General features: G+C 67.4%; 9 protein-coding genes, 2 tRNA genes and 1 pseudogene. 3 read left to right on the forward strand and 9 right to left on the reverse strand.

The genetic code is table 11. The features are described 5' to 3' along the window. Positions 1-3: 3 nt before the first annotated feature. The 6 genes from ACETPF_RS08110 to ACETPF_RS08135 form a co-directional block, all read right to left on the reverse strand. Positions 4-1599: a hypothetical protein gene (locus ACETPF_RS08110; RefSeq protein ID WP_373933933.1), complete on the reverse strand. Its 1596-nt coding sequence runs from the start codon at positions 1597-1599 to the stop codon at positions 4-6. Further along, positions 1596-2528, reverse strand: a complete 933-nt coding sequence (locus tag ACETPF_RS08115) for a P-loop NTPase family protein (protein ID WP_373933934.1) — start codon at positions 2526-2528, stop codon at positions 1596-1598. Before ACETPF_RS08115 ends, ACETPF_RS08110 begins: the two co-directional genes overlap by 4 nt. A gap of 14 nt (positions 2529-2542) precedes the next feature. After that, the gene (locus tag ACETPF_RS08120; RefSeq protein ID WP_373933935.1) at positions 2543-4066 is read right to left on the reverse strand and encodes an XrtA system polysaccharide chain length determinant; all 1524 of its coding nucleotides are present in this window, start codon (positions 4064-4066) and stop codon (positions 2543-2545) included. Then, entirely contained in the window at positions 4066-4710 is a 645-nt protein-coding gene (locus tag ACETPF_RS08125; RefSeq protein ID WP_373933936.1) for an XrtA/PEP-CTERM system exopolysaccharide export protein, read from the reverse strand. Before ACETPF_RS08125 ends, ACETPF_RS08120 begins: the two co-directional genes overlap by 1 nt. Positions 4711-4840: 130 nt before the next feature. Next, a complete protein-coding gene (locus ACETPF_RS08130) occupies positions 4841-6073 on the reverse strand; it encodes a pyridoxal-dependent decarboxylase, exosortase A system-associated (protein WP_373933978.1) in 1233 nt (410 codons plus the stop codon). 74 nt (positions 6074-6147) lie between these two features. After that, positions 6148-7674, reverse strand: a complete 1527-nt coding sequence (locus ACETPF_RS08135) for an acyl-CoA ligase (AMP-forming), exosortase A system-associated (protein WP_373933937.1) — start codon at positions 7672-7674, stop codon at positions 6148-6150. Positions 7675-7741: 67 nt separating this feature from the next. Between ACETPF_RS08135 and ACETPF_RS08140 the strand changes: the two genes are divergently transcribed. Together ACETPF_RS08140 and ACETPF_RS08145 are read left to right on the forward strand one after the other, a co-directional pair. Then, a complete protein-coding gene (locus ACETPF_RS08140) occupies positions 7742-8752 on the forward strand; it encodes a GNAT family N-acetyltransferase (protein ID WP_373933938.1) in 1011 nt (336 codons plus the stop codon). A 28-nt stretch (positions 8753-8780) separates the two neighbouring features. Then, complete coding sequence (locus tag ACETPF_RS08145; RefSeq protein ID WP_373933939.1) at positions 8781-9071, forward strand: acyl carrier protein; 291 nt, start codon at positions 8781-8783, stop codon at positions 9069-9071. A 15-nt stretch (positions 9072-9086) separates the two neighbouring features. Here ACETPF_RS08145 and ACETPF_RS08150 read toward each other — a convergent pair. The 3 genes and pseudogenes from ACETPF_RS08150 to ACETPF_RS08160 all read right to left on the reverse strand — a co-directional run bounded on the left by ACETPF_RS08150 (position 9087) and on the right by ACETPF_RS08160 (position 10506). Further along, positions 9087-10136: pseudogene (locus tag ACETPF_RS08150) on the reverse strand (NADP(H)-dependent aldo-keto reductase). 185 nt (positions 10137-10321) lie between these two features. Beyond that, positions 10322-10398, reverse strand: a tRNA-Arg gene (locus ACETPF_RS08155). 31 nt (positions 10399-10429) lie between these two features. After that, positions 10430-10506 (reverse strand) — tRNA-Arg (locus ACETPF_RS08160). A gap of 138 nt (positions 10507-10644) precedes the next feature. Between ACETPF_RS08160 and ACETPF_RS08165 the strand changes: the two genes are divergently transcribed. Continuing rightward, on the forward strand, positions 10645-11139 hold the full coding sequence (locus ACETPF_RS08165; protein ID WP_373933979.1) for a helix-hairpin-helix domain-containing protein: 495 nt from the start codon (positions 10645-10647) through the stop codon (positions 11137-11139). The last annotated feature ends 49 nt before the right edge of the window (positions 11140-11188 follow it).

The following is an 11188-nucleotide window of genomic DNA, read 5'->3' on the forward strand; positions in this document are numbered from 1 at the left end:
CCGTCAGAAGCTATAGCGCAGGCCGACCTGCCCCATCGCGCTGATGATCGTGTCGAGGTCGTCGGCTTCCACCCCGTCCAGCCCCAGCGAGGCGGAGGCGGAGAGACGGCGGGTCAAGCCCTTGTAATAGCTGGTGAACGCGCCATAGTTCAGCACGTCGGGGCGGCCGCCGCTGGCGTCGAAATAGTTCATGTAGGTGACGAGGTCGATGCTGTCGCGATCGTTGATCGTGTAGGTGACCGACCCGTTGCCATACCAGTTTTCATCGCGCGAGCCGCGGATGAACACGGTCTGCCCTTCCGGCGTGATGAACTTGCGCTGCGAATAGCCGGCGCCCAGGCCAAAGCCCCAAGGGCCGCGCCGGAGCGCATATTGCGCCGCCACACCGCGATAGCGGAAATTGGCGTCGGTGATGCCGGACAGCGCATCGTTGAAGCATTGCCCGCCGCCGGTGGTGGAGAAGGCGCAGCCGGTGATGTCGCCGGTGAAGGGATTGCGCGCCACGTCGAAGCGGCTGCCCGACAGGGCCGCCACGTCCGATGTGATGACCCGGCCGAAACTGTCGATGCCGTCGAACAGGATGATCGCGACATGGCTGTCGCGTCCTTCCCACAGGAAGCTGCCCTGATAGGTCATGCCGCCATAGCGTTCGCCCACCCGCGCCTGGAGCGAGGTGCGATGGTTGGGCCGCCACAGGACGCCCGCGTCCCAGATGACGTCGCTGAAATCATAGATGAGCGCGCGCGGCGAGCTTTTGTCGGTGACATAGCGGCCGTTGCGGATCAGGGGGAAACCCTGTGCGTCCAGAGCCGGCGAGCGCTGGCGGATCTTGATCTCCTCATAGCCCACGCCGCCGACCAGCGCGAGCGTGCGCGAGACCGGCAGGGTCGCGTCGACCCGGCCCCAGGCGTCCTCGAACCGCTGATCGAGCTGGCTCGCATCCTCGCGGTCGTAGCCGGCGCTGGCGGTGAGGCCGATCGCGGGGAGCACCGTGTCGGGCGCGAAGCCGACCGAGCCGGTGAGGCTGTGGGTCAGGCTGTCGGCGAAGGAGCCGTTAGGCTGTGCGCCGGGGAAATTCTGGTCAATGTCGTCGTCCACCCGCGCATAGCCAAGGCGATAGGAGGCGTTGACGTTGAAGTCGCCGACCTGGGTCGTGTAGGACGGGCCGACATAGCCGGCCCAGACCTGGCTGGTATAGGTGTCGCGCTGCGGCAGGGCGCCGGAGAGGCCGTCGGTCCGCACACGGGTCGCAAGGCCGCCGGTCTGGAGCGACAGGCCGCGCGCCAGATTGATATTGGCGCTGGCGATGCCGCTCAGCACGTCCTGATCGGGCGCCTGGCTGCCCCAGCCGAAGCTGTGATTATATTCGACGTCGAGCGCGGCCTCGACCCGGCGCGTCTGCACCTGTGCCGAAAGGCCGGCGGTGACATTGGTGTAGGTCAGCACGTCGCCGCCGCCTTTGAGCGGTCCCATCACCACCTGGTCGATGCCGATATAGGGGATGACATCGACGCGCTTCTGATCGCGCGTCTGCGCTTGCGCCGACGTGGCAGCGGCCAGTGCTGCGAGCGAGGCGCCCGCGATCCAGAGCCGGGTCATGACTGATGGTCCTCTTTGGAATAATAGCTGCCAAAGCGCCGGCCGCTCGCCTGAAAGCGGACGCCGTTCAGCAGCAGTTGCACCTGCGCGCCGCCCTTGAGCAGGCCGACGGCATCGCGCAGCGCGCTTTCGGAGGTCTTGTCGGCGCGCACGACCAGCAAAGCGATCGCCGCATGGCTGGCGAGCACGGCGGCGGGCGAGGCGGCGAGCAAGGGCGGCGAATCGAAGATCAGAATGCGGTCGGGCCGCCCTTCGGTCAGGCGGCGGAGCGTCTGTTCGGTGCGGGCCGACGCCAGATATTCGGTGTCGTTGTTGCTGCGCTGCCCGGCGGGCAGCACCGAGAGCGAGGGCAGATCAGTGCGGATCACGCAATCTTCCACCGCGATCGACGGATCGGCGAGCGCGTCCATGAGGCCGGGTCCGGCGGTGAGGCCGAGCTTGCCGGGGATGCCGGGCTTGCCGAAATCGGCATCGACCAGCAGGATTTCCCGATCCTTTTCGGCCGCGAGGCTGAGCGCCAGGTTGATCGCGCAGAAGCTCTTCCCCTCCCCGCTATGCGCCGAGCAGACGAGGATGCGGTTGCCGCGCACATTGTCGTGCAGCTGGGCGAGCAGGTCGCGCTTCAGCAACCGGAACTCCTCGCTCATCGCGGTGACGGGGCCGTCGGGGCGGAGATAGCCCGCTTCCGCAAGCGCGACGCGGTCGATCGGCTGCGCCGGGCCGGTCCAGTCGGGCGCGCGGTAAGACGGCGCGGCGACCGGTGCGGCCGGTTCGGGCGTCGGCGCGAAGGCGGCGGGCGCGGGCGGCGCTTGCGCGGGGACATCGACCGCAGGGGCGGCGCGACCGCGCAGTGCGGCGCTGAAATCATAGATTTCGGTCGCCCGCTCGATCAGCGATCCACGGCCCTTGAAGCTGCTATGCTGGTTCATGTTACCTTGATCCTTCACGCCATGCCGCGCTGGACGAATTCGACCGCGATCAGCAGCAGGCAGACTGCGGCCAGACCCCCGCTCGCCCCTGCGAACCATTTCATGCGCTTCTTTTCCATGGCGACCTGCGCGGCGCTGAGCGCCTGGCTGATCGATCCGGCGACGGGCAGGCCGACCGCCTTTTCGAGCCGGGCCGCGTTCGGGAACGTGCCCTTGAGCTGGCCAAGCGCGAAGGCGACGCCGACGCCGGCTGCGATGCCGAGAATGAGGACGCCGAGCAGCAGCAGCGGCCGGTTGGGCGCAAAGGGCGCGGTCGGCGTGCTGGGCGGGTTGATGACGCGGAACTGGACGGAGCCGGTCTCGGTCTTGACCTCGCCGCGCAGACGCAGATCCTCCCGGTCGGCGGTCAGCTTGTCATATTGGGTCTTTAGCGCGGTATAGTCGCTGTCGAGCTTTTCCTGCTCCGACGCGACGCCGGGTTCGTCGACCTGTTTGCTCATCATCGCGTTGAGATCGGCCTGAAGCTGCGCCTTGCGCGCGCTCAAAGCCTGGACGGTCGCGGCGCGTTCGGCCTGCATCGACTTGATCGAGAGATAGGCGGGGTTGGGCGTGCTGCCCGCGCCGCCACCGCCCGCGCCGCCACCGGCGCGGCGGAGCGCATCGACTTCGCGCTGGGCGGCGATGACGTCGGGATGGCTGGCGGTCCAGCCGCGCGCGCGCATCGAGGCGAGGTTGGCCTGCGCCTGCGCGAGCGGCGACGCGCCGCCACCGGCCGAGACGCCCGGCAGGCTGGCGGGCGTGCCGGCAAGCTGGCCGTTCATCGCGGTCAGCGCGCTTTGCGCCTGGACCAATTGCGAATCGATATTGTTGATCTCCATGCGGGCGGCGTCCATGCGCTGGCCGATGGAGCCGGCGCCGGGCAGCAGGCCGGCATAGCGCTGCGCGAATTCGATCCGGCGCTGGTCGGCGGCGGCCAGCTGCTTGGCGCGCGCGGCGATCTGCTGGTCGAGGAAGGCGAGGCTCTGCTTGGTCTCGCGACGGTCGCCGGAGAGATTTTCCTCCTGGAAGATGTCGATCAGCTTCTGCACGATCTGCTGCGCGATACGCGCGTTCGCGCCGTCCGACAGGCTCGAGTCGTTCGACAGGGCGGTGATGTCGATCATGCTGGGATCGAGCTGCGCCATGACGGTGATATTCTCGCGCAGCTTGGTGATCTTCGCGGCGATCTCACGCGGGCCGGAGACGGTTTGCGCCAAATCGGTGTCGCGGATCACCTTTTCGAGATTGTCGGCGCTTGCCAGCGTGCTGCGGACGCGGTCCAGATCCTGCTGCGACTGGACCTGGGTGATGCCAACCTTGTCCTCCAGGAGCGACTGGGTGCTGACATAGACCCGCGCCTTGGACTGGTAGCTGTTGGGAATGAGCGCGACGCCCAGCCAGCCCAGCATGCACACGACCCAGGCGACGCCGAGCGCCACCCAGCGGCGCGCCCAGATGCCGTGGAGGATGATCCGCAATTCGTCGTAGAGGCCGGCCATCAGAACATGCTTTCCGGGATGATGATGACGTCGCCGGGCGCCAGCATGACGTTGGCGCGGGTGTCGCCCTTCTTGAGGAGGTCGGTGAGGCGCACCTGATATTCGCGCTGCTTGCCGCTATTCTTGTCGAAGCGCACGAGGCGCGCCCGGTTGCCGGCGGCATATTCGGAAAGGCCGCCGACCGAGATCATCGCGTCGAGCAGCGTCATGTTCGCGCGATAGGGAATCGAGGCGGGCTTTTCGGTCGCGCCGACGATCCGCACCTGCTGGCTGAAGGTGCCGCTGAAATTGTTGACGATGACCGAGACGAGCGGGTTTTCGATATATTGGGTGAGCGCGAGCTTGATGTCCTCGGCCAGCATCTTGGGCGTCTTGCCCACGGCCGGCATGTCGGTGATGAGCGGCGTGGTGATGCGGCCGTCGGGGCGCACCTGCACTTTCGCGCCCAGTTCCGGGTTGCGCCAGACGAAGATCGTCAGGTCATCGAGCGGGCCGATCACATATTCCTCGCCCGGACCTTCCTGCGTCGAGACGAAGGAGGCGGGCGGAAGCTGCGGGCCGGAACCGCCCGAGGCGCATCCCGACAGCGCGACGGCGGGCAAGGACGCGCCGATCAATAGCCTGGAAATGTGCTGGAACCGCATAATCTCATCCCTTTGCCGGGCCATGCGCGCTGGCCGCCCGACAGAAGGGACGAACGGCAAGCATATGGCTTTGGGCCTCTTCTTGCCGGCAAAGGGTAAAGATACCGTTAGGAGTTAGGTCTCAAAGAAATCAGCCAAGTAAAAGTTCGCGGGCATTTGGATGGCCAAGAAAAGCGGCGGGGCTGGCCGACGCGCCATAGGCTCCCGCAAGGAAGAGGGCGACGAGGTCGCCTTCCTGCACCGGAGGGAGCGCGACCTTGTCGGCGAGGCGGTCGATCGGGGTGCAGAGGCAGCCGACGACCGTCACCGGCTCTGCCGCCGGGGCCGCGCCGAAGCGATTGGCGAGAGCGATCGGATAGTTGCGGCGGACGACGGTGCCGAAATTGCCGCTGGCGGCGAGTTGATGGTGGAGGCCGCCGTCGACGATGACGAAGGTTTCGCCCTGGCTGACCTTCATGTCGATGACTCGGGTCAGGTAGACGCCCGCCTCCCCCACCAGCCAGCGGCCGAGTTCCAGCGCGAAGTCGCTGCCTTGGAGGATGTCGGGCAAGGTTTCGAGCGCGCTGTCCAGCGCTACGCCGATCGGGCGGATGTCGAGGGGCGTGTCGCCGGGGAAGTAAGCGAGACCGAAGCCGCCGCCGAGATTGACCAGCGGCGGAGTCGCGCCGACCTGATCGGACAGGCGCGCGGCGAGCGCGAGGGTGGCGGCCTGCGTCTCTATGATGGCGAGAGGGTCGAGATTCTGGCTGCCGGCGAAGATATGCCAGCCGCGCCAGTCCGCGCCCGCGTCGATCATCGCGCGAGCGAGCGCGGCGGCGCGATCGGCATCGACGCCGAAGGGCTTGGCCCCGCCGCCCATCCGCATCCCCGAGCCCTTGAGGTCGAAATCCGGGTTCACGCGGACGGCGAGACGCGGCCGCTTGCCGATGCGATCGGCGATGGCGAGCGCGCGCCGCCCCTCCCCTTCCGATTCGAGGTTGAGGGTCACGCCGGCGAAGATCGCCGCCTCCAGCTCGTCGTCGCGCTTGCCCGGGCCAGCGAAACTGATCCGATCCGGCGCCATTCCGGCGTCGAGCGCCATCGCCAGCTCGCCGCCCGAGGCGATGTCGAACCCATCGACCTGGGTCGCCATCCGGGCGAGCAGCGGGGCGTAGGGATTGGCCTTGATGGCGTAATGGAGGTGGAGCCGGCCCGGCATCGCGTCGCGGAAGCGGCGGACCTGCGCTTCGACGATGCCCATGTCATAGGCGAAAAGCGGGGTGTCGCCAGCTTCGTCGACAAGGGATGCCGCGCCATGGCCGGCGATGAGGAGCATCCCCTCTTCTTCCGCGAACCAGGGGGGGATGGGGCCGGTGGGTTTCATCATGATGTCCTTGTTGGTCTTGCGGCTGCGCCAAGCCGCCCTGGGCTCCTGCTTTCGCAGGAGCACGGTGGTTTTTAGGCGCCATGGTCGCGGGCCAGGGCGACGCGGTCGATCTTGCCGTTGGGGTTGCGGGGGAAGTCGGGGAGAAACCTGATGTCCCTGGGCTGCATGAAGTTGGGGAGTTCCTGCCTGAGATGGGCGGCGACCGCTTCAGCGGCATCGGGAGCGGCGCGTAGAAGCAGGCGGACCGCCTGGCCAAGGCGATCGTCCTTGATTCCCAGCGCGACGGCTTCGACAACGCCGGGGACAGCGAGCGCGGCTTCCTCGATTTCGGTGGGGCTGATGCGGTTGCCCGCCGACTTGATCATCGCATCGTCGCGGCCGACGAAATAGAGCAGCCCCTCCCCGTCACGGCGCACCGTGTCGCCCGACCAGACCGCCATGCCGCCATAGCGCGACGCGGGTGGCGCTGGCTTGAAGCGTTCGGCGGTGCGGGCGGGATCATTCCAATAGCCCTGCGCCACCAGCGGGCCGCAATGGACCAGCTCGCCCGGCTCGTCGGCATCGGTGAGGGTGCCGTCGGGGCGGACGACGAGGATTTCGGCGAAGGGGATGGCGCGGCCCATCGAATCGGGGTGCGCGTCCACCAGCGCAGGCGGGAGATAGGTGGAGCGAAAGGCTTCGGTGAGGCCGTACATCGGGTAGAGATCGGATTGCGGGAACAGTGCGCGCAGCCTGGCGACCAGCGGCCGGCTGAGCGCGCCGCCGCTGTTGGTGAGGCGCTTGAGCTTCGCCGCGACCTCCTGCGGCCAATCCAGTTCGGTGAGCTGCACCCAGAGCGGCGGCACGCCGGCGAGCGTGGTGATGTCGTGGCGGTCGACCAGCTTCATGACGTCGCGCGGGGTCAGATAATCGAGCGGATAGACGCTGCCACCGGAAAACCAGGTCGAGAAGAGCTGATTTTGCCCATAGTCGAAGCTGAAGGGCAGGACGCAGGCGGTGCGGTCCTGCGGGGTAAGGTGAAGATAGTCCGCCACCGCGACCGCGCCGAGCCACAGATTGGCGTGGGTCAGCATCACCCCCTTGGGCCGGCCGGTCGATCCGCTGGTGTAGAGGATCGCGGCAAGATCGTCCGGCCCGGCTTCGGCGGGGCCGAGCGCGGGGCCGCCGCTCATGGCGCAGGCGGCGTCATCCTCGCGGTGGCGCTGGCAGCCTGCGGGGACATCGCCTTCCGACAGGCTGTCGAGGCGGGCGGCGGTGCCGATCAGCGCGCCAGCGCCGCTGTCGGCGAGTATATGGGCGACCTGGGCGTGCTTAAGCAAAGGGTTGATCGGCACATGGACGAGCCCGGCACGCGCCGCCGCAAGCGGCATCAGCGCCGAGACCGCGCCCTTCGCCATCCAGCTGGCGATGCGCGCGCCCGGCGGAAGCCCGAAGCCGGCGAGCCAGAACGCGAGGCGGCCGAGCGACTCTTCGAGTTCGCCGTAGCTTTGCGCGCCCGCGCGGCCGCCGATCGCCGGGCGGGCGGGATCGCCGCGCAGCAGCAGATGGTCGATCGGGCGCACCTCGGCTCCGTCGGTCCGGTCGAAGGGTTCAGCCACGCGCGCTTAACTCCATGTGCAGATTTTTCTCCTATGCGTGGGCCCTTGGTGCGGCGGAGATAGTGGGTTGGAGGCGGCAAGGGAATATCTGAGCATGACCGACGCCCGCGATGCGATCGCCGGGCGGCTGGACCGCGCGCACGCCCCCGCCCTGTTCGACCGGCTCGACTGGTTCGCCGATCTCCACGCGCATTGCTTTGCCGAGCGGCCGGTGCGGGTCGTCATGGCGCGGGAGGGGCCGGCGTCGGTCTGGCTGTTCCTGATGGACGCCGGGCCGCGCCGTGCGCAGGCGCTCGCCAACTGGTATAGTTTCGCCTGGTCGCCGGTTTTCACGGGCACCCCCGATGCACCGGCGCGGCAGCGGCTGCTGGAGGCGGCGGCGCGGCATGTGTTGCGACGCTGCGCGCAGATCGATCTCTATCCGCTTGAGGATGCGTCGGAATTGCTGGCGGCGCTGCGGCGGGCGGGCTGGTTCGCGGTGCGGCGATATATGGGCGGCCGCTATCTGCTGCATGTCCGCGGGCGCAGTTTCGCCGATTATTGGGCGGCGCGGCCGGGGCGGCTGCGCAGCCTCGTCAAGCGCAAGGGCCGCGGCGATCCCTTCGCTTTGTCGATCGAGCGGGTGCTGACCGACGATCTGTGGGCCGACTATGTCGATGTGCATGGCCGCAGCTGGAAGGAGGCGGAACCGGCGGGCGGACTTGCCTTCCTGCACGCGCTGGCGCGGCGGGAGAGCGCGGCGGGGACGCTGCGCCTGGGGTTCGCGCGGGTCGACGGGCGGGCGGTGGCGAGCCAGCTGTGGACGGTGGATCATGGCGTCGCGATGATCCACAAGCTCAATCACGACCAAGCCTATGATGCCGGGTCGCCGGGCACGCTGTTGAGCCACGCGATGTTCGCGCAGGCGATCGACGGCGATCGGGTGAGCCTGATCGACTATGGCACCGGCGACAATGGCTACAAGACCGAATGGATGGAGGACCGGATCGCGCTCCAGCGGATCGACGCCTTCAACCCGCGCTTCGCCAGCGCCTGGCTGCCGGCCGCGCGGACGGCCATTTCCGCCCTTGTGGGTTGAGCCGGGAACCACTAGGGAAACGCGCATCATGCGGGCGGAACAGTCTCAGCCGGTCGACCGGACAGTCGCACTCGATACGCAGCTTCGCGTCCTGCTGCGCGATACGCTCGGCCTGTCGCAGGCGCGGGTCGATGACTTCGCAGATGATACGCCCTTGTTCGGGGCGCTGCCGGAACTCGATTCCATGGCGGTGGCGGGCGTGCTGACCGAAATGGAGGACCGCTTCGGCATCCTGATCGACGACGAGGATATCGACGGCGACACGTTCGAGACGTTCGGATCGCTGCTGGCCTTCGCGCGGAGCAAGGTGGGCGGCTGAAGCGACGCAGCCCGGTCATGGGCAGGGATCGGGAACCTCCCGGTGTACCGCCTCGATCGCCGCGAGGACTTCGGGCGGCAGGACGATGTCGATGCTGGCGATATCGGTTTTAAGCTGATCCATGGAGGTCGCGCCGATGATGTTGGCGGTCACGAAAGCACGGCTGTTCACATAGGCGAGCGCCATCTGCGCCGGGTCGAGGCCATGGGCATGGGCGATGGCGACATAGCGCGGGCTGGCGACCGCCTGCCCCGGCAGATCGTAGCGCACGAATTGCCCCGCGACATCGCGGCGCGACCCCGGCGGAACGACGCCGCCCAGATATTTGCCGGTGAGGTTGCCACCCGCCAGCGGCGAGTAAGCGAGCAGCCCCACAGCGTCGCGCAAGGCGAACTCGCTAAGACCGATCTCGAACGTGCGGTTGAGAAGGTTGTAGGCGTTCTGGATCGAGGCGATGCGCGGCAGCCCCTTGTCACGCGCCAGCCGCAAATATTCCGACACGCCCCAGGGCGTTTCGTTCGAGACGCCGACATGCCGCACCTTGCCCGCCTTGACGAGGCCGGCGAGCGCGTCGAGCGTCTCCTCGATCGGCACGACCTCGGGCGCGTCGGCGATCTGCGTCAGGCCGCGCGCGCCGAAGGACGGCACCGGGCGATCGGGCCAATGTAGTTGATAGAGATCGACATAGTCGGTCCGCAGCCGCCTGAGGCTGTCGTCGATCGCCTAGTTGATATTTCGCCGGTCCAGCCGGTTGTTGCCGCCGCGAAACTGCCGCACCGGATCGCGCGAGGGGCCAGCCACCTTGGTCGCAAGGATGATATCGTCGCGCCTGCCACGCTTGGCGAGCCAGCTGCCGATATATTCCTCCGTCCGGCCCTGCGTTTCGCGGCTGATCGGCGTGACCGGATAGGCTTCGGCGGTATCGATGAAATTGACGCCCTGCCCGACCGCATAGTCCAGCTGTTCGTGCGCCTCCGCCTCGCTGTTCTGCGAACCCCACGTCATGGTGCCCAGGCAGATGAGGCTGACCTGAAGGTCCGTCCGTCCCAATGTCCGATATTGCATGATCGTCTCTCTCCCGTCGCGGCGGCCGCTTTAGCCGAAACCGAGCGGTATCAAACAGGCCCTTGCGCGGATTGAGAATTTTTCACCGCCTTATGAGCGGCGCATCACGACGGCGGACTTCCGCCCTGTCGATCCGGGCCTGCGCTCCGGCGCTGAGCGCGCGGGTGCAGAGGCATGTGGAATGATGGTGCACCCGGAACGATTCGAACGTCCGGCCCTCAGATTCGTAGTCTGATGCTCTATCCAGCTGAGCTACGGGTGCGGATCGGCCGCGATCCTGTCGCGGCGGAAAATGGCGCACCCGGAACGATTCGAACGTCCGACCCTCAGATTCGTAGTCTGATGCTCTATCCAGCTGAGCTACGGGTGCGTGGAGACGCGCTGATAGGAGCGGCCAGACGATAGGGCAAGCCCCTTTTTGCACTTTCGCAACGCCGATGAGCCCCATGGGGCAATCGGCAACCTTTCACCGTCTTCCTCGTTCGTGCCCGCGAAGGAGAGTGCCATGATGAGCTTCACGATGAACGATCTTGCCCTGCTAGCGATCGCTCTGGTCATCGGCTGGATTTTCGGCCTGATGATGAGCGGGCGCGGCAAGTTCAAGCGGCTGTGGCAGGAGGAGAAGATCGCCCATCGCACGGCGATCAAGGATCGCGACACGCGGCTGGAGGCGGCGAACAAGCGCATTATCGAGCTGGAGCGGCACAGCGCGCCGATCGGCGCCGGCACGGCCACAGCGGTCGGCGGTGCCGTGCGCGGTCGCGACGATTTGAGCCGGATCACCGGGATCAGCCAGCGCGAGGAAGTGGCGCTCAACGAAGCGGGCTATCATCGGTACGGGCAGATCGCGGCGCTGAATGCCGAGCAGGAAGCGACGCTGGAGGCGCGGCTGGGGCTGACACCCGGCACGATCACGCGAAACGACTGGCGCGGGCAGGCGCTGGCGCTGGAACGCGGCGAGGCCAAGCCGGGACTGCTCAGCCGCCTGACCGGCGCGCATTGAGCCGGATATCCTGACGAAAGAACGAAGGGCGGGGATGTCCCCGCCCTTT

This window comes from Sphingobium agrisoli, from assembly GCF_041877245.1.
GTDB lineage: Bacteria > Pseudomonadota > Alphaproteobacteria > Sphingomonadales > Sphingomonadaceae > Sphingobium.

Excerpts from the sequence above, each read along its gene's own strand:
- ACETPF_RS08115 (WP_373933934.1), bottom strand. The coding sequence starts at position 2,528 with ATGAACCAGCATAGCAGCTTCAAGGGCCGTGGATCGCTGATCGAGCGG.
- ACETPF_RS08145 (WP_373933939.1), top strand. The coding sequence starts at position 8,781 with ATGCGGGCGGAACAGTCTCAGCCGGTCGACCGGACAGTCGCACTCGAT.
- ACETPF_RS08120 (WP_373933935.1), bottom strand. The coding sequence starts at position 4,066 with ATGGCCGGCCTCTACGACGAATTGCGGATCATCCTCCACGGCATCTGG.
- ACETPF_RS08110 (WP_373933933.1), bottom strand. The coding sequence starts at position 1,599 with ATGACCCGGCTCTGGATCGCGGGCGCCTCGCTCGCAGCACTGGCCGCT.
- ACETPF_RS08125 (WP_373933936.1), bottom strand. The coding sequence starts at position 4,710 with ATGCGGTTCCAGCACATTTCCAGGCTATTGATCGGCGCGTCCTTGCCC.
- ACETPF_RS08130 (WP_373933978.1), bottom strand. The coding sequence starts at position 6,073 with ATGAAACCCACCGGCCCCATCCCCCCCTGGTTCGCGGAAGAAGAGGGG.
- ACETPF_RS08165 (WP_373933979.1), top strand. The coding sequence starts at position 10,645 with ATGAGCTTCACGATGAACGATCTTGCCCTGCTAGCGATCGCTCTGGTC.